Origin of the sequence: Magnetospira sp. QH-2 (genome assembly GCF_000968135.1) — a bacterium.
Classification (GTDB): domain Bacteria; phylum Pseudomonadota; class Alphaproteobacteria; order Rhodospirillales; family Magnetospiraceae; genus Magnetospira.
Window position 1 is genome coordinate 2,876,557 of sequence record NZ_FO538765.1, and the last position, 24,071, is coordinate 2,900,627.

Consider the following 24,071-nt stretch of genomic DNA (forward strand, 5'->3'; position numbering starts at 1 on the left):
CGGAGGACGCTGAACATGTCCGCTTCACATTCCGCGGCCGCCGAAGGCGGTCTGGGTGGGGTCTTCAAAGAATGGCTCTTTACCACTGATCACAAGCGCATTGGCGTATTGTACCTGGTCGGCTCTTTTGCCGCCTTTGCCGTGGCCGGGTTCTCGGCCATGGTGCTGCGCCTGGAACAGCATTCCATCGGTGCTCAGGTGATCGAAACCGGCATGGATTATAACCATGCTCTGTATTTCCACGGCACGGCGATGATCCTGGCCTTCCTGATCCCGGGATTGACCGGCTTTTTCGCCAACTATTTCCTGCCGTTGATGATCGGCGCTAACGACGTGGCCTTTCCGCGGGTCAACGCCCTGTCGGTGTGGCTGTTTTATGCCGCCATCGTGTTGGCGCTGCTGACCTACGTCGTGCCCGACGGCCCGGACGTCATGTGGACCGGTTATCCGCCCTACTCGGTGACCACGGAATCCAACACCGCCTTCTATGTGTTCGCGGTCCATCTGTTGGGCTTCTCGTCCATCTTGGGCGCGGTGAACTTCCTGGTGACCGTGATCTTCCTCCGCGCACCGGGCATGGGTTGGAACCAACTCAACATCTTCACCTGGACCACGGTGGCTGCCTTTGTCATGCAGCTGGTATTCATTCCGGTGCTGGCCGCCGCGGTGACCATGGTGCTGTTCGACAAGTACCTGGGCACCCACTTCTTCGACCCAGCAGCGGGCGGTGACGTACTGCTCTATCAGAACCTGTTCTGGTTCTACTCCCATCCGGCGGTGTACGTGATCCTGCTGCCGGCCGTTGGGATCCTGTTCGAGATCCTGGCGACCATGGGCAAGAACCGGGTGTTCAACTACAAGGTCTGTGTCTATGGCGGCATCTGGGGCATCGTCTTGATCTCCGGCGAGGTTTGGGTTCACCACCTCTATGTGGCGGGTATGCCGGACTGGCTGCGCATTGGCATGATGGTCAGCACCCTGCTGATCTCGGTGCCGGTAGGCCTGTTGCTGATGTCTCTTTGGGGCACTCTGTACAAGGCGGCCATCACCTTCAACGTCGCCATGTGGTATGCGGCGGCCTGTCTGTTCCTGCTGCTGGTGGGCGGCCTGACCGGTATTCCGCTGGCCCTGCCGGTGATTACCGTGAACCTGTCGGAAACCAGCTTCGTGCACGCCCACTTCCACTTCGTGATGGCCTTGTTCTCGACCTTTGCCATCATCGGCGGCGTCTACTACTGGTTCCCGAAGATGACCGGGCGCATTGCCGACGGCAAATATGCCATGGTGGGCTTTTGGCTCAATACCATCGGGGTGAACGTTACCTTCTGGCCGTTGTTCATCATCGGCATGGAAGGCATGCCTCGTCGCTATTGGGACTACGCCATGTTCCCGCAGTTCGAGCCCTATCACAATGTCGCCACCTACGGCGCATTGATGATCGGTGCGGGCATGCTGATCACCCTGACCAACTGGATCCGGGCGGCCTTTGCCGGGCCGATCTCACCCGCGAACCCCTGGAACTCCCAGTCCCTGGAATGGACCCATTGTCCGAACCCGCCGGGACCGGGTAACTTCCCGGAAAATGTGGTCCTGGATTCAGAGTGGGGCCCCTACGAATACGACAAGCGCTGATCCTTGCGGATCACCAATGAACAAGGGAGGCCGTGACGGCCTCCCTTTTTTTGGTTATAGAAAGACCCATGATGAACAACGATTCCAACAAACCCCGCGTGCCGAGCGCGGCAAAATGGTGGGCGGCGGGCGGCCTGATCCTTGTCGCGGTGCTGCTTTATGCCAGCATCATGTACAAGATCGCCCACTACGGTCCTTGATCCAATCATGACCACGGCAACCCTCCTTCCCCATGTGAATGCCGGGCTGAATGCCCTCAGCACCCTGCTGTTGATCACCGGCTTTTTCCTGATCAAGACGGGACGCCAGGAGACCCACAAGAAGGTGATGATTGGTGCGCTGACCGTGTCGGCGATCTTTCTCGCCAGCTACCTGATTTATCACTTCACCGCGCCGATCTTCGTATTCCGCGGCGAAGGCTGGATCCGCCCTGTCTACTACGGGATGCTGATCAGCCATGTGGTGCTCTCGGCGCTGGTGGTGCCGATGATTGCCATGCTGGTCTGGAACGCCCTCAAGGGCCGCTTTGACCGGCACAGGAAATGGGCCCGTTGGACCTTTCCCACCTGGATCTATGTCTGCGTCACAGGCGTGCTTATTTACGCCATGCTCTATCACCTGTATCCGAGCAACGCATGACCGCCGGTCGCGAGACCCGGTCCTGGGCGCTGATTGCCGTCGCCACCCTCGGGCTGGCCGGGCTTTTGGCGTTGCTCTTGGTGCTGTCGCGGGTTCCCTATGCGGACCAAGTCCTGCCCTGGGATCTGGAGACCTTCTTCTATCGGGCCCTAATCACCCATGTGGTGTTTTCCACCGTCGCCTGGTTCCTGTCTCTGCTTGCGCTGTTGTCGGCGGAACAGATCCCGGATTCATCGGGCAGCTTGCCCCGCCGCGCCGGACCGGCACTGGCTGTTGTCGGTAGCCTGTTGCTGCTGGCCCCCGCCTTGTTGGACCTGGGCGAGGCCTCGATCAATGACTACGTGCCGTTGGTGGATCATCCCCTGTTTCTGGCTGGTTTGGGGTTGTTCGTGGCCGGGGTCGCCGTGCCGGTGATTCGATTGTTCCTGCAACCCCGCATTCTGCGCAGGCCGCAAGGGACCGGACTGGCGGCCCTGGGCCTGATTTTCCTGCTCGCATTGGTGACTACCGCTATTGTCTTTGTCCGCCTGCATCGGGGCATGGACGAAGCCATGGGCCAGGCCCTGTATCGGGATCGGCTGTTCTGGGGCGGCGGGCATCTGTTGCAGGTGGTCAATACCGGGCTGCTGCTGTTGGCCTGGGACCGGCTATGCCAGGGTACCACGGGGCAACCGCCCCTGGGCCCCCTCAGCTTCAAGAGCGTCTTTCTCGTCTTGTTGGCCGTTTCCCTTGCCGGGCCGATTTATGCGCTGGTCTTCGACCCGTTGGGATTGGCCTACAAGGAAGCCTTCACGAATCTGCTTTGGACCGGCTTGGTGCTACCGCCCTCGGTGGTCCTGATCGGCCTGCTGGTCCGCCTGAAACAGTCAGCCGCCTGGCAAGGAGCACCGGAAGGGCCGGGGCTGGCCCTGTCGCTGGTCTTGTTTGCCGTTGGCGGATTGCTGGGTTATGCCCTGGGTGTCGCCGATACCCGCACCCCGGCCCATTACCACGCGGTGATCGGCGCGGTGAATTTGGCCTTCATGGTTTGGTTCCTGGTCGGTCTGCCGCCGTTGCTCAACCGACCGGCGCCGCGCCGCAAGAGTGTCCGGGCCATGGGCTGGCTCTATGGGATCGGTCAATTGGTTCATGCCCTGGGGTTATTCGCCGCCGGGTCCACCGGCGTGCCACGCAAGACTGCCGGAATGGAACAGGGCCTCGATACCATCGCCAAGAAGGTTTCCATGGGCGTCGCCGGTGTCGGTGGACTGCTGGCGGTGATCGGCGGGATTCTGTTCATCTGGCTGGCCGCCAAAATGCTGCTCAAGCGGGATCCAAGCCCATGACCCGCCGCTTGGATAAAAGTGTTGCCACCCTAATGGTGGTCATGACCCTGGCCCTGTTCGGGCTGTCCCAGCCGGGCCTGTGGTCACTGCCCGACAGCCCCCCCATTCCCGCCATGGACGCCGTGGCCGCCTTCATCGACCTAAGGACGGCCCAGGAAGCGGCCCACAAGACCGGCGAAACCGACGACGGCATCGCCATCGTCCGTCCCCCTGCCGGAGATGTGTATCTCCAGGCCGAGCGTTTCCGCTTCCTGCCGAAACTGGAATTGGAGCAAGGCCAGACTTACACCCTGCACGTCATGAGCGCCGATGTCCCCCACGGCTTGACCCTGCCCGATCTGGGCATCGCGGAACTACTCATTCCCGGTGTGCCGGTCACCGTCACGGTGACTCCCGGCGATGGTAACCGTCTCGCTATCCGTTGTAGTGAGTATTGCGGTCTGGACCATTCCCGCATGGAAAGCTGGATCAGAATCCTCCCGCCCCGGGGCAAATAAGATAAATCGAATGTAAAACTCTTGAGTATTCACCAGTTTTGGGGCATTATTCCGGACAAAATACACACAGGGAGTATGGGAAATGACGTTTCGGGGATACCTGGAGCTCTGCAAGCCGCGCATTGCCTTCATGATCGCGTTGACCGCGGTCACCGGCTATGCCGCTGTCGCACCCACCGTCGATCCCATGCAGGCCCTACCGCTGTTCCTGGCCATGGTACTGGGCTCTTCGGGCGGTGCCGTGTTCAATCATTTTTGGGACCGGGACCTGGACAGCCAGATGGCCCGGACCGCCAATCGTCCGCTGGTCAATGGCGCCATGGCCGATCCGCGCCATGCCTTGTGGTTTGCCGCGATTCTCGTGACCGCCGGATGCGCCCTGGCCGTGACGGCCCTCAACTGGGCGGTGGCGGCCCATTTGTTCCTCGGTGCCTTTGTCTATGCCATTGTCTATACGGTCTGGCTGAAGCGCCGCACTTGGCTGAATATCGTATTCGGCGGCGCTGCCGGGAGCTTCGCCATTCTGGCCGGGGCCGCCGCCTCGGATCCGTCCTTGTGGCTGCTGCCCATGCTGATGGCCATCACCTTGTTCCTATGGACCCCGTCGCATTTTTGGGCGTTGGCCATCCTGCTCAAGGATGACTATGCTAAAGCCGGCGTGCCCATGCTGCCGGTGCTGGTGGGCGATGCCCGCTGCGCCAAGTATATTCTCTGGAACAGCTTGGCGCTGGTCGCTTCGACCCTGCTGCCCTGGGCTTTCGGCGCGCTGGGCGCGGTCTACGGCCTGCTGGCCACCGCCGCCGGAGGCTGGTTCCTGATGCGCAATTGGGCCTTGGTCCAAGAGCCGAGCCGCGACAACGCGCGCAGCACCTTCCTGGGCTCCATGTTTTACCTGCTGGCCATCTTCATCGCCGTGGTGGTGGACAAGCACGTGGCCTCTCTTCTGTTCTGATCGACGATCATGGTCGGGGATTCCTCATCGCCCCGCGCCGTGGGCATCTGGCTGCTGGTCTGTTGTGCCCTGGTCGCGATCATGGTTTGCGTCGGCGGACTGACCCGTCTGACTCACTCCGGCCTTTCCATGGTCGAATGGAAGCCTCTGACCGGCTTTCTGCCGCCCCTGAACCAAGCCGACTGGGAAAGCCTGTTTGCGGCCTACCGTACCTCGCCGGAATTCCTTGAGATCAATCGGAACATGACCTTGGAGAGCTTCAAGGGCATATTCTGGCTGGAATTCATCCATCGGGTGATCGGACGGCTGGTCGGCCTGGCCTTTGCCCTGCCGTTTCTGTGGTTCCTGATTCGCGGTCAACTGGCCCGTTGCCTGGTTTGGCGGCTTGTCGGCTTTTTCATCCTCGGCGGCCTGCAAGGGGTCATGGGTTGGTACATGGTGATGAGCGGTCTGGTGGATCGTCCCGACGTCAGTCATTATCGTCTGGCGGCCCATCTTGGACTGGCCTTCCTGATCTTCGCCTTGATGTTCCGTCAGGCCCTGGCCCTGCTCGACCCTTTTGCCCGCCACGCGGAAGTGACCGCCGGGCCGCTCCGCCTGCCAACGCGCCTTCTATTGGGTTTGGTATCAGTCACGGTCATCGCCGGGGCCTTTGTGGCAGGGCTGGATGCGGGGCTCAGCTACAATACCTTCCCGCTCATGGGCGGGCAGTTGATCCCCGACAATCTCGGGCATCTGGATCCCTGGTACCTGAATCCGTTGGAGAACACCGTGATGGTCCAGTTCGATCATCGGGTCCTGGCCCTGACCACCACCAGCTTGGCCTTGTGGCTCGGCTGGCAGGGGCGTAACGAGATCGCGTTTCCGGTGCTGGCCCTGGTGGCCGTTGTCCAGTTAAGCCTGGGCATTCTGACCTTGTTGCTGGAGGTACCAGTCGCTCTGGGCTCGCTGCACCAGATGGGAGCCCTGGCCCTCTTCACCGCCACCCTTTGGGCGCTGCACCGCATACGTCCCATTCCAATTTCCACATTTCTCGACAAAGGTGTTCCATGCCCCGTCCGGTAAAATGGGTGCTCTGGCTGCTGCTTGCCGCCGTTGTGCTGCCCCTGCCCTTGCTGATGTACAAGCAGATCGCTTCGAACATGATCGGCGGGGTGACCGAGATCGAACACCTGGCCAATCTGCCAGAGACCCAGCGCAAGGCCCTTGAAGCGGATATGATGGCGCAGGTGGATGCCGGGCAGGCCCATTTGTTGGCGCTCTCCACCCAAGGGAAGTCGGTGATCGAGGTCGATAAACGGGGCGCTTATGCGGTGGTCCAGGCCTTCATCCGTGAATTGGTGGGGCGCACCAAGATATTGCGTTTTCCTTCGTTGGAATCATCGCTGGTGGTGCCAGGCAAACCGGGGGTGTTCTCCATCCGCTCGGCGGTCATCTGGTGGGAGGGCAGGGAATACCGACCCGCCCCGTTCGAATCCGTGGTGATTTATGAAGGGGACGGCAAGTGGCGGTTGGACTGGCTCAATATCCAACGCCGCAAAGGCAAGATCAGGGTTGGGCAAAAGTTCGTCATGCCAGGATTCGAGGGGGGTGGCGCCATGATCAAAACCGGCGTCGGCCCCGGCCAATAGACGATCTCTCCTTGGTTGCCACTGTCTTTGCCGAATTCAGCTTCCTCGTTTTAGATCACCGCTTCCAAGGTGAAGAAAGCCATGTCTTCGTCAATGTCCTGGAAGCGAAAATCAATGGGCCGAGTGGCGCGCAGGGCGATATCCATGAAACCCACACCGGCGCCCTTGGAGCCTTTCGGCACCGCGCCACGCAATACTGCCTTGAAGCGTTTCTTGATTTCATCGCGGGTCATGCCTTGGATTTCGCTCAAGGCCGTATTCAGGCGCTGGACTTCGCTTGAGCGGATCATATTGCCGCAGACCACGAAATAGGCATCATCCCGGCGCCCGACCACCAAAACCCCATGACGCAGTTCCCCGCTGAGACCGTCCTGTTCGGGTTCGGCTTCTTCGGAGTATCGAATGATGTTCTGCATCTGCTCGACGAACACGGAAAACACCCCCCGGGCCGACCGGGTATCCGCGCCATCCATGGACATCTTGCGCTTCAGGGCGTCACCGATCCCTGTCAGGACCTTTTCGTTCACGGCCCCGCTGTAGCAGAAAAGCACTTCATGTCCTCTCAGATAGGTTCTGAGATCGTATATGGAATCCCCGATCATCACCGCTCCTTCGGTGCGGTCCACCCCGCCCCGGGGAACCTGCTTGAAGATGTTAAGGGATACATCCTTGCTTGACCACCCGCAACTTCTCCAATTTGCTCAGTGATGGATATCCCGACTCCACCTTTTGGTGGAGGCCGTGATTGATTCATCGAGACGGTTATGGTGAACTGTGAATCGGGGCGGCGTGGCGCGATCCACGTATTGTGTGATGGGACGGATGATAGGCATGGCGGACAAGCCTGCAGACGACGCGGCGGTCGACAGCAATTATCTGTTGGCCCTGGCGCGCAAAAAATCCAAACAGTCCCGTTCCGAACTGGCCAAGATGGTCGCCGCCTTCTTCAATACAGGCAGCGACGAGCTGAATGACCGGGCCCGGTCATTGATCTACGATATCCTGCATCAGGTCATCGCCGACGTGGAAAACTCGGTGCGCCATAACCTGAGCGAGGTGTTATCGGAACAGGACACGGCGCCGCGTGATCTATTGCGGTTTTTGGGCAACGACGAGTTCGCCGTCGCCGAACCAATCCTTCTGCACAGTCAGGTGCTGATGGACGAAGACCTGATCGAGATCATCCGCCACCGGACCCTCGAACACCAAATGGCCATCGCGGCACGCCGCAATATCAGTTCTGATCTGTCCCATGAACTGGCGCTGACCGGCGAGGAAAGCGTGATCCTGCGGCTGCTGCACAATGGCGATTCGGATATTTCCCGCCAGACCATGGAATATCTGGTCGAAAAATCCCGCACCATGAGCTCCATCCAGGAACCCATCGTCCGGCGCAATGATCTGGACGAGGACCTGGCGCGCAAGATGGTGTTTTGGGTCAGCGCCGCCTTGCGCAGCTATATCTTGGAAACCTGGCGCCTGGACCCGGCGCTGGTGGACGAGGCTCTGGAAAAAACCATCATCAAGGAACGCCGCCTTTACGAACTGGCCGGACGCAAATTCGTCCCTGGACAGGATCTTATCTCCACCCTCATGGCGACGCAGGAAGACCGCATGCAGTTGCTTGTTGCCGCCTTGCACGAGGGCGAGGTGCCCTTGTTCATCAGCATGTTCCGTCAGGTTAGTGGCCTGCGTGCGCGGTTGGTCCGACGGATTTTGTTTGAACCGGGCGGCGAAGGCCTTGCCATCGCCTGTCGTGCCATCGGTCTGAATCGGGATGCCTACGGCGACATCTACGTGCTTTCGCGCATGGCCCGGGCCGGTGCCGGGGAGGACATCGCCACCGATCCTGAACCCAAAACCGCCTTGGACTTCTTTGATTCCGTCACCCATGAGGCCGCCGAACGGGTGGTCAAACTCTGGTCCAGAGGCACGGATTTCCTGTCTGCGGTTCGAGAACTACAGCTGTCAGGTGATCGGGGCAAATGACATGGGCGATCGCAAGGGCACCACGCTTGACGACCTTGATCAAAGCCTGACTCTCGACGAGGAACGCCGGGCCCGCCGTCATGCGCTCTTGCGCCGCGAGCAGTTGGTTGGATTGCTGGACGACTGCATCTTTGAAACCGATGCCCATCTGCGACTTACCTCGATCTCCGACCCATCGGTGCGGCACTTGGGATACTACCCGGTGGAACTGGTGGGCTGTTTGCTTGATGACATCATCCGGCCTGTTCTGCACCGGCCCAATGCCACTCCGGAACAAAAGCGCCAGCCATTCCGCGACCTGATCCATCGCTATGAGAATCGGGATGGAAAGCTGGGCTTGGTCCGGGTGAGCACAACGCCGCTCTACGATCCAGCCGACGGCAGCTTTCTTGGTCTCCTTGGCAAGCTTGCCGATGCCAGCGAAAGCGTGCTGGCCTGGCAAACCCTGAAAAAGGTATCCCAGGTGCTGGATGCCGAGTTCGTGCCCTTGACCATCACCGGCCCCGATCACGGAATTCTGTTCAGCAATCCTCGATTCCGGGAAATCACGGGATATGGAGAAGGCGAACTTCGCCGTCTGTCGCGGAGTAATCTGGTCTTTCTTTCCCCCGACGATCCGACTCCGGACCAGATCGAGGATCGCCTGACGCGCCACGGCGCATGCCGGGGGCAGTCTTTTTATCGCAATCGGCGGAGCGATCTGTTCGAGGTGGAGGAAATCGGTTTCCGCTTTGTCGCGGGGCCCGAACGCACCCCCATGACCCTGTGGTTGCTATTCGACGAACAGGCCCGGCGCATGGCCGTTTCCATTCCAGCATTTGGCGAGCAGGCGGGGGTGGAAAAGACCCTCGGTCATGCCAGTCGCATTCTCGGCATGATCTCGGTGCTTGCCGCTCTGGTGCCTGGATTCCCCACGGCTCAGGCCGCCCCGTCGTTAGGCACCGGCACCAAATTAGCGGCGGCGGCAACGGTGGACTCCAACGCCGGAGAGATCTTGAAGAACCTCCCCCGTCGTCAGCGGGAGGTCTTGTCATTGATGATGAAAGGCTATTCCAACAAGCATATCGCCCGTCAACTGGGCATTTCCGAGGCCACGGTCAAAAGCCACGTGCGGGCGGTCTGCGACCGGTTGGGCGCCGAGAATCGGACCCAAGCCGTGGTGCTCGCCACCAACCTGGGCGTCAAGGTCTCATGAATGCTTGGCGGATTCTTCGACCAGGGAATCGGGGGTATAGAGGCCAACTGTTTCCGGGTCGATCCCCATCTGGCTGCACAAACTGACGATCTCGATTTGGTCCGCCAGGTTTTTTTCGCCGTTGGCTTCACTCACCGCCAGGCAAACCCGTATCAACAGGTGGGCCGTGGTCGGTTCCCCTTCAACAAAATCCAATACCAACTGTAAAGCCGATGCGTGCCCCTCCTTGGGGTGCTGGAGAATGGCATCCGAAAACCCATTGAACAGATCCACGCCTTCATGAGGATCGAAAACGCGGAGCGATTCCAGGGTTTCCAGGATCTGGTCCACCCGTACCCGTTCGCCTAACGAAACCTCGCCGTCCGCCGCGGCAACCAGCGCACAGGCGGCCATGGATGCACGCAAAAACGGTCGATTGCGCTGCCGCTCCAACTCTGCTTGGAATCGTTCGGTCAGGACGCTCAAAAAACCCATGAATCCCCCCTCCTCTCGGATCAATGGCTAGTTCACCATGCCGGAACGCTCTTCGCAAGACTTCCATTTGCCCAAGAATCCAGCACACCGTTGGATCCACCAGCCTATATTGCACCGCACCACTCCTTACGGATAGGAGGACCTTTTTTAAGTCCATGATTTGAGCGAATAAATCCTCTTATGCGCATAAATTACTCGCGAACTGCGATCAAACGATGTAGACAGAAAGCGTTCCGGTGAGGTAACATTCCCTACGCTTTGGTATAGTTCTGTGACTTATTGGAACGACTTGATTGTTGCCAGCACCACCAGTTGATGAATCGACAAAAAAGCCGACGAACGGATTGAGCCGATGCGTATTATTCTCGCCGACGACCATGCCTTGATCAGGGAAACGCTCTCTTTGTATCTGACTCGTTTGGCCGACGATGTCACGGTACTCGAAGCGTCCAGTTTCAACGAAGCCCATGCCGAGATGAAAAACGGTGGCGGCGCGGATTTGGTCATCCTGGATCTGGTAATGCCGGGAATGAAGGACTTTGCCGGTCTGATTACGCTGAAGGATGAATATCCCGAATTGCCCGTGGTCATCCTGTCCGCCGCCGTTGAATCCCATCAGGCGAAACGGAGTCTGGAACTGGGTGCGCGAGGCTATATCCCCAAGACCATTCGCGGCCCGCAATTGATCGACGCGCTGAAAAAGGTTCTCGATGGAGAACGCTTCGTGCCCGACGACCTGTTGGTTGATATCGAATCCCAACCGGAAGTTTCGGCCCTGACTCAGCGCGAACGGGAAGTCCTGGTTCTGCTCACCCAGGGTCATTCCAACCGGGACATCGCCGAGCGTCTGGGGATCAAGGAAATTACCGTCAAGGTTCATCTTAAATCGGTGTTCCGCAAGTTCCAGGTCAGCAACCGCACCCAGGCGGTGCGCAAGGCCATGGACCTGGGACTGGCCAGCCCGGGCTGAGCCGGGCGGTGCCCCCCTCCTCGCTTCCCATTGTTTTACGAATCGACCCGGATGCCTCTATGGCCGTTGATCCGGCGATGGTGCTGTCGCGGGTTCGTCACGACCTTCGCCAGCCATTGCAGGCCATGATTTTGTTGCTGGACGTCCTCAAGACCGAAGAGCTCGCCGAGAGTTCGGTCCGGTTGGTGGAAAAGCTGGAACGAGCCGCTGGCAATCTGGGAGTCCTGCTGGATCAGGTGCTTGATTACGCCTGGCTCACCTCAGGCGAGATCTCTGTCGTCACCACCACCATTCCTTTGGCGCCGCTTGTGCATCGACTGTGGCAGGGGGATGTGACGATGGAAATCGACAACCTTTCGCTCGCCAGCGACCCCAAGCTGCTCGAAATGGCCTTGCGCCCAGTTATGGACAACGCCATCCGACAGGGTTCCGCGTCTTTTCACTGCCGTCGCGAGAATGGAAGGCTCAGGATCGAGATACGCGATGAAGGCCCTGGCATTCCGAGCGAGGAGGTCGCGCGGATCTTCGATCCCTTTTTCCAAGGAGAGTCCGGCACGGCCGGTCCTGGACCAGGCCTGGGACTGGCCACGACCCGGCAGGCGACAGCATTGCTCGGCGGCTCCATTGAAGTTGCCTCGGCCCCGGGGAAAGGCTCGTGCTTCTGCCTGGACTTTCCCCTCGCCAAATAGAATCGGCGGCAACCATATCTTGGCATCACCGCAGAGTTCGTCTACACCCATCGGGTCGCAAGCCTGAGGAGAACCGCCCATGATTCCCCGTTATTCCCGTCCCGAGATGACCGCCATTTGGGAGGCCGCTAATAAGTTCCGCATCTGGTTCGAGATTGAGGCCCATGCCTGCGACGCCCAAGCGGAATTGGGCGTTATACCCAAGGCGGCAGCCAAAGCCGTTTGGGACCGTGGCGATCTCCCTTATACACCCGAGCGCATCGCCCGCATTGATGCCATCGAGATGGAAACCAAGCATGACGTCATCGCCTTTCTGACCGAGTTGGCCGAACATGTGGGCGAGGATGCGCGCTTCGTGCATCAGGGCATGACCTCGTCGGATGTGCTGGATACCTGTTTTTCAGTGCAGCTCAGTCAAGCCGCCGACATTTTGCTGGCCGACCTGGACAGGGTCCTGGCGGCGCTGAAAAAGCGCGCCATGGAAACCAAGATGATGGTCTGCATGGGCCGCTCCCATGGCATCCATGCCGAGCCTTCCACCATGGGCTTGAAGTTCGCCCGCTTCTATGCCGAGTTCGCCCGCAACAAGGAACGCCTGCAATGGGCCCGCGAGGAAGTGGCCACCTGCGCCATCTCCGGCGCCGTTGGCACCTTTGCCAACATCGACCCGGCGGTCGAGGAATACGTGGCCCAGAAGCTGGACCTGCAAGTGGAGCCGGTCTCCACCCAGGTGATTCCGCGTGATCGCCACGCCATGTTCTTTGCCACTCTCGGCGTCATTGCCAGCTCCATGGAAAACCTTGCCACCGAGGTCCGCCACCTGCAACGCACCGAGGTGCGCGAGGCTCAGGAATACTTCGCCCCGGGGCAAAAGGGCTCGTCGGCCATGCCCCATAAGCGCAATCCGATCCTCACGGAGAATCTGACCGGGCTGGCACGCATCGTCCGTTCGGCGGTGGTCCCGGCGCTGGAAAACGTCACTTTGTGGCATGAGCGCGATATTTCCCATTCCTCGGTGGAACGGATGATCGGCCCGGATGCCACCATCACCCTGGACTTTGCCCTCAACCGTCTGGTCGGGCTGGTGGATAAGTTGGTGGTCTATCCGGAAAACATGCTGGATCATCTGAATGCCTTTGGCGGTATCCATGATGCCCAACGGGTGCTGCTATTCCTGACCCAGAATGATGTATCCCGCGAGGACGCCTATAAGATCGTTCAACGCAATGCCATGCGAGTGTGGAAGAGCTTCGGCATCGACCCGGACGACCCCAGCAAGGCCGCCGAACTGGATGAACTGGACCGACTGGCCGCCGAACACGACAATCGGTTGTTCTTCTTCCTGTCCCACGACGAAGATCTGGCGCGGGTGCTTGATGTAACCAAACTGAGCAGCCTGCTGGATGAAGACTCACTAAGCTATCACACCAAGCGAGTGAACGAGATCTTCCGACGTATCTTCGGCGAAAACTGATCGAGGTTCCCATGAGCTATCATTTCACCACCACTCTTTCCACCTCCATGGATGCCGCCATCGAGACGGTCACCGCGGCCCTTCAGGCCAAGGGGTTTGGTGTCTTGACCACCATCGACGTGGGAGCGACGCTGAAAAAGAAGCTGGACGTGGATTTCCGGCCCTACGTGATCCTCGGTGCCTGCAATCCGGGCTTCGCCCACAAGGCGTTGCAGGCCGAGGACAAGATCGGTGTCATGCTGCCTTGCAATGTGATCTTGCAGGAATCCGAAGCCGGGACCATCGAGGTTTCGGCGGTGGACCCGATTGCCTCCATGCAGGCCATCGAGAACCAAGCCCTGGGCGATATCGCGACACAGGTCCAAGGACTGCTCAAGTCCGTCATCGACGAACTCTGAAGGATTGGCCCCTTGGATCGTCGACAATTCCTCATCGGCGGTAGCGCCCTGGTGGCAAGCACCGCGCTCCCGCGCCTCCCTGCCGAGGCCATGGAATCCCGTCGACTGACCGCCAAACCGGCGACCGTCGCCTTTTTTGGTCCCGAGGAACCGGCCACGCCGGTCTGGGCCTATGACGGGGCCGTTCCGGGGCCGGTCCTGCGTGCCAAGCAAGGGGAATCACTGAAGGCTACCCTGGAGAACGGTCTGGCTGACCCGACGACCATCCATTGGCACGGGTTGCGGACACCCAACGCCATGGACGGCGTGCCCTTTCTGACCCAACCGCCCGTCCTGCCCGGAGAAGACTTCCTGTACGATATTCCGCTCCAGGATGCCGGAACCTTCTGGTACCACCCCCACGTCAACAGTGCCGAGCAGGTGGGGCGCGGGCTGTCCGGTGCCCTGGTGGTGGAGGAAAAGGACCCGCCCCGCGTGGACCGGGACCTGGTCTGGCAGATCGATGATTGGCGGCTCCAGGAGGATGGCAATTTGGCTCCCTTCGGGGGCTTTCATGACAAAGCCCATGGGGGTCGACTGGGTAACGTCGCCACCATCAACGGCAAGGTGGGCGAATCGTTACGGGTCAGAGCAGGCGAGCGCATCCGATTGCGGCTCGTCAACAGCGCTAATGCCCGCACATTCGGGCTTTCCTTCGGCGATTTGGATCCCTGGCTCATGGCCCGTGACGGCCATCCGGTCGAACCGCGACGCATGGGCACCGGCCTGGTGGTCCTGCCTCCCGGCGGACGGAGTGATCTGATCATCGATCTGAACGGCAAGCCGGCAGACAAGATCAAGGTCGTGGACAGCTACTATTCCCGGTCGGTCTACACCCTCGCAGAGATTCACTATTCGGACGAGTCCCCCTTGCGACGCGCCCCCCTGCCCACCCCCAATCCTTTTCCCGCCAATCCGGTGGCCCTCCCCGATCCCAAGATCACCGAAATCCATGAAATGGTGTTCCAGGGCGGCGCCATGGGCGGCCTGCGCAGCGCCGACTACAAAGGCACCGAAATGGGCCTGCGCGAGATCGCCCAAATGGGTCTGGTCTGGGCAGTGAACGGCAAGGTCCTGCCGCCGATGGAAGAAGGGGACCTGGGCGACCCGATGCTGGACATGAAACTAGGCCGTACCTATCGTTTGCGCTGGCGCAACGATACGGCTTTCGACCACCCCATCCACATGCATGGCCATTCGTTCCACCTGCTGTCCCGCAACGGCAAGAATCTGGAAAGGCCGGTGATTCTGGATACAGTTCTGATTCAGCCAGACCAATATGTGGACGTGGCTTTCGTCGCCGACAATCCGGGTGACTGGGCGCTGCATTGCCATATTCTTGAACATGCCGCCGCCGGGATGATGGGATTCCTGCGGGTAAGCTAAAGTATCCGTCTTGATCAAGGACTGATACTTTAGGGCCTGGAGACTGTCAAATCCTAGTGGTTCAAACCAGATGTGCATTGCAAAATTGACAGCGATGTGACACACCATCGGCAGTCGCGTCAGCCACCCAGGACCCTGGTTCATGGCCTCAGCAAGTCCATCGGAAACGCCGCCCCGCCTCGAATTGATCGGTGTCAGCAAACGCTTTCCCGGCTGCCTTGCCAACGACGACATTTTCCTGACCATCGCCCCCGGTGAGATCCATGCTCTGCTGGGTGAGAACGGCGCCGGGAAGAGCACGCTGGTTAAGTACGTTTATGGTGTCCAAAAGGCCGATTCCGGCCATATGCGCTGGGAAGGCCGGGAATGCCATCCGGATTCGCCACAGCGAGCTCGGGCCATGGGAATCGGCATGGTGTTCCAGCATTTCTCCCTGTTCGAAGCCATGACCGTGCGGGAGAACATCGCCCTCGCCCTGCCCGCCGAGGAAGCGGGCACCGGCAGCGGCCTGCGCAAGCGAATCGTATCGGTCTCGGAGTCCTATGGCCTGCCCCTGGATCCGGACCGCTACGTTCATAGCCTGTCGGCGGGGGAACGGCAGCGCATCGAGATCGTCCGTTGTCTGTTGCAGAATCCCAAATTGCTGATCATGGACGAACCCACGTCGGTGTTGACCCCACAGGAAGCAGACCGGCTGTTCGAGACCCTGCGGCGGCTGTCAACGGAGGGGGTCTCCATTCTCTATATTTCCCATCGATTGGCGGAAATCCGTTCCCTGTGTCACCGGGCGACCATTTTGCGCAATGGCCGAGTAGTGGACCATTGCGACCCGAGACAGGAAACCGCCCGCACCCTGGCCGAAAAAATGATGGGCGAATCCGCCGCCGTGGCCCGCGAACGGGCGGCGGTGCAATTGACCGCCGAGCGTCTGTCCTTGACCTGCTCCCATTTGGAATCCGACGAGCCCCATGGCACCGATCTGAAAGATGTCAGCCTGTCGGTGCGCGGCGGCGAGATCTTGGGCATTGCCGGAATCGCCGGAAACGGCCAGGCGGAACTGATGGCGGTGATCAGCGGCGAACGGAAGATGGACGATGCCAAGGCCATCCTCATAGACGGTACCGCCGCCGGTCACATGGGCCCGCGCCATCGGCGGCGCCTGGGCCTTTTTTATGTGCCCGAGGAACGCCTGGGCCATGGCACCGTGCCGGATATGCCCTTGTGGGAGAATGCCTTGCTCAGTGCCCGGGGCAGCGGCATGGTGGGGCTGGGCGGCTTCATTCGCCGAAGCACGGCCAAAAGCTTTGCCGGGTCGGTGGTTGATCGCTTCCGGGTCAAGACCGCCGGAATCGGCCATGCGGCCACCAGCCTATCAGGCGGCAATCTGCAGAAATTCATCATCGGTCGCGAGATCCATCAAACGCCCAACGTGCTGGTGGCCATGCAGCCCACTTGGGGGGTCGATGCCGGATCGGCCCTGGCCATCCGCCAGGCCCTGCTGGATCTGGCCTCAGGCGGCGCGGCGGTGGTGGTGGTCACTCAGGATCTGGACGAATTGCTGGAAATCAGTACCCGCGTATCGGTGATGTGCGAAGGCAAGCTGATTGATGCCGGGCCGGTGGATACGGTCAGCGTCGAACATGTGGGCCTGTTGATGGGTGGTCTGCATGGCAATATCAGTGACGCGGAGGTCCTTTCCGTATGATGTCCCTGGAAGCTCGTCCGGAACTCTCTCGCGCCTGGGTCTATTTGAGCCCGGTGCTGGCGGTGGTTCTGACCATGCTCTCGGGCGCTTTGCTGTTCGGCCTGTTGGGTTATGCCCCGCTGGCCGCTTTGTCGGCCTATTTCATTGAGCCCGTCTCGTCGCTGTATGGCTTGGCCGAGTTGGGGGTCAAGGCGACACCCATTGTACTTTGTGCCGTGGGCCTGGCCCTCGGGTTCCGGGCCGGGGTATGGAACATCGGGGCCGAGGGACAACTGACCCTGGGGGCTCTGGGTGGCGGTGGCATGGCCTTGGTGCTCTATGAAGTCGAGGGCTTCTGGGTGCTTCCCGTGATGGCCTTGGGCGCCATGGTGGCGGGCATGGCCTGGGCCTCCATCACCGCCCTGCTGCGCACCCGCTTCAATACCAACGAGATCTTGACCAGCCTGATGTTGGTTTATGTGTCCCTGGAACTGTTGAAGTATCTGGTGCATGGCCCCTGGCGTGACCCGGACGGTATGAACTTCCCGGAATCGCGCTTGTTCCACGATGCGGCGTTGCTGCCGGTAATGCTGGATGATACCCGCCTGCACCTGGGGGCCCTGGTCGCCCTGGTGGCTGTCGGGCTGGCTTGGCTGGCCTTTGGACGCCACATGCTTGGTTTCCAATTGCGGGTCATCGGACAGGCCCCGCGCGCCGCCCGGTTTGCCGGGTTCAGCGAAAAAGGCACGGTGTGGTTCGCCATGCTGCTCACCGGCGCATTGGCCGGTCTGGCCGGTATGTTCGAGGTCGCCGGGCCGGTGGGACAGTTGATGCCAACCATCTCGCCTGGCTATGGTTTCACCGCCATTATCGTCGCCTTTCTCGGGCGCCTGCATCCCATCGGTGTTTTGCTGGCCGGGCTGCTCATGGCTCTGACCTATCTGGGCGGCGAGAACGCGCAGATCGTGCTCAACATGCCCAACGCGGTCACCGGTGTGTTTCAGGGGCTGCTGCTGTTTTATCTTCTGGCTTGCGATCTGCTGGTGCGGTATCGCCTCCGCTGGCATCGCAGCGAGGAGGCACGCCCATGAGCGGTGACTCCATCCTCGTCGTCTCGGCCCTGTTGACCATTGTCACCGCCGCCACGCCGCTGATCCTGGCCGCCACCGGGGAACTGGTGACCGAGAAATCCGGGGTGCTGAATCTGGGTGTCGAAGGCATGATGGTGGTCGGCGCGGTCACCGCCTTCATGACCGGCATCACCACAGACAACAGCCTGCTCGCGGTCGTTGCCGGGGCTGCCGGAGGCGCGGCCATGGCCCTGCTGTTCGCCGTGCTCACCCTCACCTTGATGGCCAACCAGGTGGCCACCGGCCTGGCCCTGACCCTGTTCGGCCTCGGGCTTAGTGCGCTGCTTGGCCATGACTTTGTCGGCGAGAGCTTCCATGGCCTCGACCGAATCCATATTCACGGCCTGACCGAGATCCCCGTGATCGGCCCTTTGCTGTTCGGCCTCGATCCGTTGGTCTATGTCTCCATGCTCCTGGTCGCTATGGTCTGGTGGTTTTTGCAAAAGACCCGCGGCGGAATGATCCTGCGCGCGGTGGGCGAAAATCACGAGGCGGCACACCTGATCGGCTATCGTGTTGTCGCCATCCGCTATGCCGCCGTGACCTTTGGTGGCGCTCTTTCGGGGTTGGGCGGGGCCTACCTATCCTTGGTCTACACCCCCCTGTGGGTGGAGAACATGACCGCCGGGCGCGGCTGGATCGCGCTGGCCTTGGTGGTGTTTGCCTCCTGGCGGCCCTGGCGGGTGATCCTCGGCGCCTACCTGTTCGGCGGCATCACCATCATTCAATTGCATGTGCAGGGCGCGGGCATCGACATCGCGCCACAGTTCCTGGCCATGCTGCCCTATCTGGCCACCATTTTGGTGCTGGCCGTCATTTCCTCACGGGCGGGTCGACACCGCCTCAGCGCTCCGGCCTGCCTCGGTCGGCAATTTCACGCGTCCGGTTGACGGACCTGTTGGTTAATCGTCTTTCAGAGAACAAGGAGATCCAATCCATGATGTCATTACGCAAAACCCTGACGGCCGCCGCCGTCGTCCTCGGCCTCGCGGCGGGCTCCGCCCAGGCCGCCGATCCGACCAAGATCGGCTTCGTCTATGTGGGTCCCATTGGGGATCACGGCTGGAGCTATCAGCATGACCAGGGCCGCTTGGCCGTGGAGAAGGCCTTTGGTGACAAGGTCAAGACCACCTATGTGGAGAAGGTCCCCGAAGGCGCAGATGCCCAGCGGGTGATCAATCAACTGGCCTCGACGGGCCATGACTTGATCTTCACCACCTCGTTTGGCTTCATGAACCCGACCCTGAAAGTGGCCAAGCGCTTTCCCAAGGTAAAGTTCGAGCATGCCACCGGCTTCAAGCGCTCGAACAATGTCGCCACCTATTCCTCGCGCTTCTACGAGGGCCGCTATGTGGTCGGCCATATTGCCGGCAAAATGACCAAGAGCAACGTACTGGGCTATGTGGCCTCGTTCCCGATCCCCGAAGTGGTGCGCGGCATCAACGCCACCATCCTTGGTGCCCGGCAGGTCAATCCCGATGTCACCATCAAGGTCATCTGGGTCAACTCCTGGTTCGATCCGGGCAAGGAAGCCGATGCCGCCCGGGCGCTAATCGACCAGGGTGTCGACGTGATCTTGCAACATACGGACTCCCCGGCGCCGGTGCAGGTGGCCGAGGAGCGCGGCGTCTGGGCCGTGGGCCAGGCGTCCGATATGAAGCGTTTCGGCGAGAAGGTACACCTGACCGCCATCGTCGATGACTGGGCTCCCTATTACGTTCAGCAGACCAAGGCGCTCATGGACGGCACCTGGAAGTCCATGGATACCTGGGGTGGCCTGAATACCGGCATGGTCAAGTTGACCGAGTATAATCCCGCCATTCCCGCTGACGTGGTGGCCTTGGCCGAGAAAATCCGCATGGGCATCGAGGATGGTTCCGTGCATCCCTTCGCCGGACCGATCAAGGGCCAGGACGGCAAGATCGTGGTCAAGGATGGAGAAACCCTTGACGATGGCGCGCTGGCCGGGATGAAGTTCTATGTGGAAGGCGTACAAGGCAAACTGCCCCAGTAGTCAGGCCTTCCCACACGACAAAGCCCCCGCCCTGCCCGGCGGGGGCTTCTCCGTCCGCCCACCCAAAGGGTCAGTTGCCGTCGATGCGTCCGCGCAGCCAAGCGCAAAGCTCGAAGGCCATGTCACGCCGGTCGCCGCTTTCAGACGTTTGCAATTCGCCTAGCTTGCCCGCCACCTCGTCCAACAGCATCCGATACCGGGCGGCTTGATTATTGGCCACCATGACCTCGGTGGTCAGATGCCGCACGTCATCGGCCAGTTCCCGTTGCGACGGCAGCGTCTTGTTGTCGTTGATCCCCTTGCTGGGATTGGCGCGGATATGGGCCACCCGCTCCACCATCAAGGAATCAGCCATATCCAGGGACGGCGCGATGCATTTGACCCGTTCCAGGTCCACATGCCCCTCGAAGGTCGGAATGCCCGCCGCCAGAAGACGCTTGTTGAGGTCGGAGCGGCTGACGCCCATCATGCGCGCGGCCTTGGAAACGGCAATCGGTTTACCCATGGAGACATTCCCTGGTATCAAGAAAACAAGGTTCAACAAACATATTGGACTGTTGAAAATATTATACAAGGCCTCTATGCATAAATTAGACGCTTGTCATATATCCAAGGAGTCGCGCCGCTGTGAGCCCCATCCCGCAACTGCATGAGACCGTGACCTATCTGGAAATGACCCAGCCACCGGGACAATGGGCAATGCCGCCGCGCCCGGCGGATTGGAATCTGGTGCGTTTGGATCAGGCCACGCCGGCCTACTACAGGGATCTGCAGCGGATCATTGGAGAGCCTTGGCTGTGGCGGGAACGGTTGATGATGGATGACACGACCCTTTCGGCAATCCTGGAGAAGCCGGAAACGGAACTCTCCGTGCTGCACCTTTCCGATGGGCTGGCAGGCATGTTGGAACTGGACTGGTCGCGACCGAACGAGGTGGAAATCGCCTTTCTCGGTCTGGCCCCCGACCGCATCGGCCAAGGCCTGGGTGCTCCATTGATGGCCGAAGCCCAGGAACGGGCCTGGAGCGATCCTCGCACCAAACGGGTCTGGCTGCATACCTGCACCTATGACCATCCGGGTGCGCTGGATTTCTACCGCGCCTGGGGTTTCACGCCCTATCTGCGCGAGGAAAACTGGTTCGAAGATCCAAGGCTCACAGGGGTGCTACCGCGCCACGCGGCGCCCCATGTGCCTTTGGCAGGGTCGGACTAAGCCTGCGCCCCGCCATCATGGCGACCGGCTTCATAGCCGCTGTGATAGAGCTCGAACAGGGCGGCAATCGCCAGGATCACCGGCACCGCCAGGACCAAGGCAACAATCAACGCCACGAGAATAGTTAGGATGGAACCCATGATGCGCCTCCGTTTGTGTTTCTGTATGAGGCCTAATTTATAAGAACATTCTAATATAATTGGACAAAAATGTCAATGGGAATCTAAAAAACAACTATCTATCAATTGACTATCGTGGGATCGAATGAGGATATCAGGCCTGTTCCGACAAGGTAAAATAGAAGCTTGTACCCGAGTCCCGATCCGGGCCGACCCAGATCTCCCCGCCGTGCCGCTCAACGATTTTCTTGCACAGTGCCAGGCCGATGCCCGTTCCTTCGTACTTGCCCCGATCATGCAAGCGCTGGAAAACTTCGAAGATCCTTTTCCGGTCGGCGCTCTTGATGCCGATCCCATTGTCCTGGATCACGAAGCGCCAAGAGTCATTGACGCGTTCCGCCGACACATGAATTCGTGGTGGCGTTCCCGGTGTGCAGTACTTCAAGGCATTGCCCAGCAGATTCTCCAGCAGCCGCATCAACTGAACCTTCTCACCATGGACCACCGGGAGCGGATCATGGGTGACCACCGCATTGCTTTCGGCGATACGGACCCGCTAGTCGGCTTCGACAATGGATAAAATGATATTCATGTCGCACTGCTCGACGAGCATGTCCCTTCGATTGATACGCGACAGTTCCAGCAGGCCTTGAATAAGATCGTGCATCCGCGTCGATCCCTCGAGGGCAAATCCGATGAACTCATCGGCCTCCTCGTCCAACTGGCCCTTGTAGCGCTTTTCCAGGAGTTGCACATAGCTGCTGACCATGCGCAACGGTTCTTGAAGATCGTGGGACACCGCATAGGCGAACTGCTCCAATTCCGTATTGGAACGCAGCAGCTCTTGATTGAGGTCCTCCATTTGGTCCGCGTGGTCATCCAATTTTTGAATAATCGGTCTGGTCAGGTGCCGGGCCCAGAAAAACGCCACGAAGGTGATAGCCAGGACCAGGGCGCCCCCTAACAGACCGACTCGGATATAGGGAGCCCGGAGTTCGGCAACATCGATCTTGGCCACCAGCCCCATTCCCAGATGCTCGATAGGCGCGTAGGCCGCCAGAACCTCGGTGGCGCGATAATCCAAGCCGATGACCGTGCCCGCCATCCCCTTCAAGGCGCGCCGCATGGGCTCAGCTTGATCCGACGAGACGGCAATAGGATCCGGAATTTGTCCCTGGGAATGGCGCTGCGGGATCATGAAAAGGATCTGATCCCCCTGTCGCCGCCCCAGCACGTATTCACCGGTCTGGCCCAATTCCGCGCTTTCCAGATGGGCATCCAGAATTTGCGACAGGGTCAGTGCCGCCGGGCTGATGTCTTCATCGGAATGGTGAATCTGATCGAACCGGGCAACGGAATTCATCATCCGGACCTGGGCCTGGACCATCTCTTGAAGCATATGTTGTTGTTGAATGGTCGCCGCCTGATAAAGGGCCCAGGAAGAGATCGCCGCTCCAACGACAACCACGGTTACCATGACTACGGCAGCCACCCATAACCGATGGCTGTCTGCCAGCCTTTGAAGAGACATGCTCCACACCTCTTACTTAACTGCCCGAACAAACCGGTTCGGGGCGCTCTCACGCCTCCCCGCAGCCAAGTTTTGTGCGTAGTATACTATTACATTACCTATAAGTATAGGGAAATATCTATCACCTCGACCCCACAACAACTTTGACGGGCCATTTCATAGAAAAACTTTCTTTATTGTCTTGCTGAAATTCTTCACGCTTACTGGCAAATTGAACGGACCCTTCGTATTTGTCGTATCGGATATGGGATGCCAAAGCCACGGACTTGCCATTGAATCGCACTGGTGGTGCGGACACCCGCCGTCGGCAGAATCAAGACGATGCCACAACGAAAAAGCCGCCCGGACGTACCGGGCGGCTTTTCGAAAACGCGCTACTTTGATCGCCCTTACCGGGAATAGAACTCGATCACCAGGTTCGGCTCCATCTGGACCGGATAGGGAATATCGATCAGGGTCGGGATACGGACAAAGGTGCCCTTCATCTTTTTCAGATCCACATCCAAGTATTCTGGGATGTCGCGCTCGTTGCTCACGGTGGCTTCCATGACCATGGGGATCTCGCGGGAAGAAGCCTTGACCTCGACAACGTCGCCTTCGCGGACCTTGTAGGACGGAATGGTAACCTTCTTGCCATTGACCATGATGTGGCCGTGGCTGACGAACTGGCGGGCCGAAAACACGGTCGGCACGAACTTCATGCGATAGACCACCGCGTCCAGGCGCTGTTCCAGAATGCCCACCAAGTTCTCGGAGGTATCACCCTTCCGGCTGGTGGCGTCGACGTAGTACTTGTGGAACTGCTTCTCGCTGATGTTGCCGTAGTAGCCCTTGAGCTTCTGCTTGGCCATCAGCTGGGTGCCAAAATCGGACGGCTTGCGACGGCGCTGGCCATGCTGTCCGGGACCGTATTCCCGCTTGTTGACCGGGCTCTTGGGGCGGCCCCAGAGGTTCTCGCCCAGACGGCGATTGATCTTGTACTTGGCTTGAATGCGCTTACTCATCGCTTTATTTCCTATCGGTTTTGTGTCCCAGTAGTCCTTGGATCAAGGCGGAGACGTACGAACAGGCGCACACCCCACGTTCCCGGG

General features: G+C 59.8%; 27 protein-coding genes. 20 read left to right on the forward strand and 7 right to left on the reverse strand.

Translation table 11 applies throughout. The features are described 5' to 3' along the window. The first annotated feature begins 15 nt into the window (after window positions 1–15). The 8 genes from MGMAQ_RS13645 (at window position 16) to MGMAQ_RS13675 (ending at window position 6,676) form a co-directional block, all read left to right on the forward strand. The gene (locus MGMAQ_RS13645) at window positions 16–1,632 is read left to right on the forward strand and encodes a cbb3-type cytochrome c oxidase subunit I (protein ID WP_046021971.1); all 1,617 of its coding nucleotides are present in this window, start codon (window positions 16–18) and stop codon (window positions 1,630–1,632) included. A gap of 68 nt (window positions 1,633–1,700) precedes the next feature. Continuing rightward, a complete protein-coding gene (locus MGMAQ_RS21525; RefSeq protein ID WP_256379959.1) occupies window positions 1,701–1,832 on the forward strand; it encodes a hypothetical protein in 132 nt (43 codons plus the stop codon). A 7-nt stretch (window positions 1,833–1,839) separates the two neighbouring features. Then, the gene (locus MGMAQ_RS13650) at window positions 1,840–2,271 is read left to right on the forward strand and encodes a DUF420 domain-containing protein (RefSeq protein ID WP_046021972.1); all 432 of its coding nucleotides are present in this window, start codon (window positions 1,840–1,842) and stop codon (window positions 2,269–2,271) included. After that, window positions 2,268–3,596: a cbb3-type cytochrome c oxidase subunit I gene (locus tag MGMAQ_RS13655; RefSeq protein WP_046021973.1), complete on the forward strand. Its 1,329-nt coding sequence runs from the start codon at window positions 2,268–2,270 to the stop codon at window positions 3,594–3,596. Before MGMAQ_RS13650 ends, MGMAQ_RS13655 begins: the two co-directional genes overlap by 4 nt. Further along, window positions 3,593–4,093: a hypothetical protein gene (locus MGMAQ_RS19715; protein ID WP_052716391.1), complete on the forward strand. Its 501-nt coding sequence runs from the start codon at window positions 3,593–3,595 to the stop codon at window positions 4,091–4,093. Before MGMAQ_RS13655 ends, MGMAQ_RS19715 begins: the two co-directional genes overlap by 4 nt. 82 nt (window positions 4,094–4,175) lie before the next feature. Continuing rightward, complete coding sequence (gene cyoE, locus MGMAQ_RS13665) at window positions 4,176–5,045, forward strand: heme o synthase (protein WP_046021974.1); 870 nt, start codon at window positions 4,176–4,178, stop codon at window positions 5,043–5,045. Window positions 5,046–5,054: 9 nt separating this feature from the next. Continuing rightward, the gene (locus MGMAQ_RS13670; RefSeq protein WP_046021975.1) at window positions 5,055–6,110 is read left to right on the forward strand and encodes a COX15/CtaA family protein; all 1,056 of its coding nucleotides are present in this window, start codon (window positions 5,055–5,057) and stop codon (window positions 6,108–6,110) included. Next, window positions 6,095–6,676 carry a hypothetical protein gene (locus MGMAQ_RS13675; RefSeq protein ID WP_046021976.1) on the forward strand — a complete coding sequence of 194 codons (582 nt, stop codon included), beginning with the start codon at window positions 6,095–6,097 and terminating at the stop codon, window positions 6,674–6,676. Before MGMAQ_RS13670 ends, MGMAQ_RS13675 begins: the two co-directional genes overlap by 16 nt. Before the next feature lie 50 nt (window positions 6,677–6,726). Here MGMAQ_RS13675 and MGMAQ_RS13680 read toward each other — a convergent pair whose 3' ends face one another. Next, window positions 6,727–7,278 (reverse strand): SiaB family protein kinase, encoded by a 552-nt coding sequence (locus tag MGMAQ_RS13680; RefSeq protein WP_046021977.1) that lies wholly within the window; start codon window positions 7,276–7,278, stop codon window positions 6,727–6,729. 229 nt (window positions 7,279–7,507) lie between these two features. Between MGMAQ_RS13680 and MGMAQ_RS13685 the strand changes: the two genes are divergently transcribed. Then, window positions 7,508–8,665: a DUF2336 domain-containing protein gene (locus MGMAQ_RS13685; protein ID WP_046021978.1), complete on the forward strand. Its 1,158-nt coding sequence runs from the start codon at window positions 7,508–7,510 to the stop codon at window positions 8,663–8,665. A gap of 1 nt (window position 8,666) precedes the next feature. Beyond that, window positions 8,667–9,860 carry a LuxR C-terminal-related transcriptional regulator gene (locus MGMAQ_RS21425; protein ID WP_052716392.1) on the forward strand — a complete coding sequence of 398 codons (1,194 nt, stop codon included), beginning with the start codon at window positions 8,667–8,669 and terminating at the stop codon, window positions 9,858–9,860. On the opposite strand, the gene MGMAQ_RS13695 is transcribed toward MGMAQ_RS21425, so the two are convergent. Then, on the reverse strand, window positions 9,855–10,334 hold the full coding sequence (locus tag MGMAQ_RS13695; RefSeq protein ID WP_046021979.1) for a tellurite resistance TerB family protein: 480 nt from the start codon (window positions 10,332–10,334) through the stop codon (window positions 9,855–9,857). The two genes, MGMAQ_RS21425 and MGMAQ_RS13695, sit on opposite strands and share 6 nt — an antisense overlap. 352 nt (window positions 10,335–10,686) lie before the next feature. Between MGMAQ_RS13695 and MGMAQ_RS13700 the strand changes: the two genes are divergently transcribed. From MGMAQ_RS13700 to MGMAQ_RS13740, 9 genes are all read left to right on the forward strand, one after another. Continuing rightward, on the forward strand, window positions 10,687–11,304 hold the full coding sequence (locus tag MGMAQ_RS13700; RefSeq protein ID WP_046021980.1) for a response regulator transcription factor: 618 nt from the start codon (window positions 10,687–10,689) through the stop codon (window positions 11,302–11,304). Between the two features lie 59 nt (window positions 11,305–11,363). After that, window positions 11,364–11,993: a sensor histidine kinase KdpD gene (locus MGMAQ_RS13705; protein ID WP_046021981.1), complete on the forward strand. Its 630-nt coding sequence runs from the start codon at window positions 11,364–11,366 to the stop codon at window positions 11,991–11,993. 79 nt (window positions 11,994–12,072) lie between these two features. After that, window positions 12,073–13,467, forward strand: a complete 1,395-nt coding sequence (gene purB, locus MGMAQ_RS13710; RefSeq protein ID WP_046021982.1) for an adenylosuccinate lyase — start codon at window positions 12,073–12,075, stop codon at window positions 13,465–13,467. Window positions 13,468–13,478: 11 nt separating this feature from the next. Beyond that, a complete protein-coding gene (locus MGMAQ_RS13715; protein WP_046021983.1) occupies window positions 13,479–13,865 on the forward strand; it encodes a DUF302 domain-containing protein in 387 nt (128 codons plus the stop codon). Window positions 13,866–13,877: 12 nt separating this feature from the next. After that, entirely contained in the window at window positions 13,878–15,290 is a 1,413-nt protein-coding gene (locus MGMAQ_RS13720; RefSeq protein WP_052716393.1) for a multicopper oxidase family protein, read from the forward strand. 142 nt (window positions 15,291–15,432) lie between these two features. Beyond that, entirely contained in the window at window positions 15,433–16,995 is a 1,563-nt protein-coding gene (locus tag MGMAQ_RS13725) for an ABC transporter ATP-binding protein (RefSeq protein ID WP_046021985.1), read from the forward strand. Further along, window positions 16,992–18,065, forward strand: coding sequence for an ABC transporter permease (locus MGMAQ_RS13730; protein ID WP_046021986.1), 1,074 nt, complete (start codon window positions 16,992–16,994; stop codon window positions 18,063–18,065). Before MGMAQ_RS13725 ends, MGMAQ_RS13730 begins: the two co-directional genes overlap by 4 nt. Then, window positions 18,062–18,994 carry an ABC transporter permease gene (locus MGMAQ_RS13735; RefSeq protein WP_046021987.1) on the forward strand — a complete coding sequence of 311 codons (933 nt, stop codon included), beginning with the start codon at window positions 18,062–18,064 and terminating at the stop codon, window positions 18,992–18,994. The genes MGMAQ_RS13730 and MGMAQ_RS13735 overlap by 4 nt, the downstream gene beginning before the upstream one ends. 47 nt (window positions 18,995–19,041) lie before the next feature. Continuing rightward, entirely contained in the window at window positions 19,042–20,118 is a 1,077-nt protein-coding gene (locus tag MGMAQ_RS13740) for a BMP family ABC transporter substrate-binding protein (RefSeq protein WP_046021988.1), read from the forward strand. Between the two features lie 70 nt (window positions 20,119–20,188). Here the strand turns inward: MGMAQ_RS13740 and MGMAQ_RS13745 are convergent, their stop codons facing one another. Continuing rightward, window positions 20,189–20,623: a hypothetical protein gene (locus tag MGMAQ_RS13745; RefSeq protein WP_046021989.1), complete on the reverse strand. Its 435-nt coding sequence runs from the start codon at window positions 20,621–20,623 to the stop codon at window positions 20,189–20,191. 122 nt (window positions 20,624–20,745) lie between these two features. On the opposite strand from MGMAQ_RS13745, the gene MGMAQ_RS13750 reads away from it, so the two are divergent. Next, entirely contained in the window at window positions 20,746–21,330 is a 585-nt protein-coding gene (locus MGMAQ_RS13750) for a GNAT family N-acetyltransferase (protein WP_198409123.1), read from the forward strand. Here the strand turns inward: MGMAQ_RS13750 and MGMAQ_RS21120 are convergent. The 4 genes from MGMAQ_RS21120 to rpsD form a co-directional block, all read right to left on the reverse strand. Beyond that, window positions 21,327–21,470 (reverse strand): hypothetical protein, encoded by a 144-nt coding sequence (locus MGMAQ_RS21120; RefSeq protein WP_158498864.1) that lies wholly within the window; start codon window positions 21,468–21,470, stop codon window positions 21,327–21,329. The two genes, MGMAQ_RS13750 and MGMAQ_RS21120, sit on opposite strands and share 4 nt — an antisense overlap. A gap of 133 nt (window positions 21,471–21,603) precedes the next feature. Then, complete coding sequence (locus MGMAQ_RS19725) at window positions 21,604–21,978, reverse strand: ATP-binding protein (RefSeq protein WP_052716394.1); 375 nt, start codon at window positions 21,976–21,978, stop codon at window positions 21,604–21,606. Between the two features lie 27 nt (window positions 21,979–22,005). After that, window positions 22,006–22,980, reverse strand: a complete 975-nt coding sequence (locus tag MGMAQ_RS19730) for a histidine kinase dimerization/phospho-acceptor domain-containing protein (RefSeq protein WP_082085445.1) — start codon at window positions 22,978–22,980, stop codon at window positions 22,006–22,008. A 389-nt stretch (window positions 22,981–23,369) separates the two neighbouring features. Then, a complete protein-coding gene (gene rpsD, locus MGMAQ_RS13760) occupies window positions 23,370–23,984 on the reverse strand; it encodes a 30S ribosomal protein S4 (protein ID WP_046021990.1) in 615 nt (204 codons plus the stop codon). Window positions 23,985–24,071 lie beyond the last annotated feature (87 nt).

Excerpts from the sequence above, each read along its gene's own strand:
- MGMAQ_RS13645 (WP_046021971.1), top strand. The coding sequence starts at position 16 with ATGTCCGCTTCACATTCCGCGGCCGCCGAAGGCGGTCTGGGTGGGGTC.
- MGMAQ_RS21525 (WP_256379959.1), top strand. The coding sequence starts at position 1,701 with ATGATGAACAACGATTCCAACAAACCCCGCGTGCCGAGCGCGGCAAAA.
- MGMAQ_RS13650 (WP_046021972.1), top strand. The coding sequence starts at position 1,840 with ATGACCACGGCAACCCTCCTTCCCCATGTGAATGCCGGGCTGAATGCC.
- MGMAQ_RS13655 (WP_046021973.1), top strand. The coding sequence starts at position 2,268 with ATGACCGCCGGTCGCGAGACCCGGTCCTGGGCGCTGATTGCCGTCGCC.
- MGMAQ_RS19715 (WP_052716391.1), top strand. The coding sequence starts at position 3,593 with ATGACCCGCCGCTTGGATAAAAGTGTTGCCACCCTAATGGTGGTCATG.
- cyoE (WP_046021974.1), top strand. The coding sequence starts at position 4,176 with ATGACGTTTCGGGGATACCTGGAGCTCTGCAAGCCGCGCATTGCCTTC.
- MGMAQ_RS13670 (WP_046021975.1), top strand. The coding sequence starts at position 5,055 with ATGGTCGGGGATTCCTCATCGCCCCGCGCCGTGGGCATCTGGCTGCTG.
- MGMAQ_RS13675 (WP_046021976.1), top strand. The coding sequence starts at position 6,095 with ATGCCCCGTCCGGTAAAATGGGTGCTCTGGCTGCTGCTTGCCGCCGTT.
- MGMAQ_RS13680 (WP_046021977.1), bottom strand. The coding sequence starts at position 7,278 with ATGATCGGGGATTCCATATACGATCTCAGAACCTATCTGAGAGGACAT.
- MGMAQ_RS13685 (WP_046021978.1), top strand. The coding sequence starts at position 7,508 with ATGGCGGACAAGCCTGCAGACGACGCGGCGGTCGACAGCAATTATCTG.
- MGMAQ_RS21425 (WP_052716392.1), top strand. The coding sequence starts at position 8,667 with ATGGGCGATCGCAAGGGCACCACGCTTGACGACCTTGATCAAAGCCTG.
- MGMAQ_RS13695 (WP_046021979.1), bottom strand. The coding sequence starts at position 10,334 with ATGGGTTTTTTGAGCGTCCTGACCGAACGATTCCAAGCAGAGTTGGAG.
- MGMAQ_RS13700 (WP_046021980.1), top strand. The coding sequence starts at position 10,687 with ATGCGTATTATTCTCGCCGACGACCATGCCTTGATCAGGGAAACGCTC.
- MGMAQ_RS13705 (WP_046021981.1), top strand. The coding sequence starts at position 11,364 with ATGGCCGTTGATCCGGCGATGGTGCTGTCGCGGGTTCGTCACGACCTT.
- purB (WP_046021982.1), top strand. The coding sequence starts at position 12,073 with ATGATTCCCCGTTATTCCCGTCCCGAGATGACCGCCATTTGGGAGGCC.
- MGMAQ_RS13715 (WP_046021983.1), top strand. The coding sequence starts at position 13,479 with ATGAGCTATCATTTCACCACCACTCTTTCCACCTCCATGGATGCCGCC.
- MGMAQ_RS13725 (WP_046021985.1), top strand. The coding sequence starts at position 15,433 with ATGGCCTCAGCAAGTCCATCGGAAACGCCGCCCCGCCTCGAATTGATC.
- MGMAQ_RS13730 (WP_046021986.1), top strand. The coding sequence starts at position 16,992 with ATGATGTCCCTGGAAGCTCGTCCGGAACTCTCTCGCGCCTGGGTCTAT.
- MGMAQ_RS13735 (WP_046021987.1), top strand. The coding sequence starts at position 18,062 with ATGAGCGGTGACTCCATCCTCGTCGTCTCGGCCCTGTTGACCATTGTC.
- MGMAQ_RS13740 (WP_046021988.1), top strand. The coding sequence starts at position 19,042 with ATGATGTCATTACGCAAAACCCTGACGGCCGCCGCCGTCGTCCTCGGC.
- MGMAQ_RS13745 (WP_046021989.1), bottom strand. The coding sequence starts at position 20,623 with ATGGGTAAACCGATTGCCGTTTCCAAGGCCGCGCGCATGATGGGCGTC.
- MGMAQ_RS21120 (WP_158498864.1), bottom strand. The coding sequence starts at position 21,470 with ATGGGTTCCATCCTAACTATTCTCGTGGCGTTGATTGTTGCCTTGGTC.
- MGMAQ_RS19730 (WP_082085445.1), bottom strand. The coding sequence starts at position 22,980 with ATGTCTCTTCAAAGGCTGGCAGACAGCCATCGGTTATGGGTGGCTGCC.
- rpsD (WP_046021990.1), bottom strand. The coding sequence starts at position 23,984 with ATGAGTAAGCGCATTCAAGCCAAGTACAAGATCAATCGCCGTCTGGGC.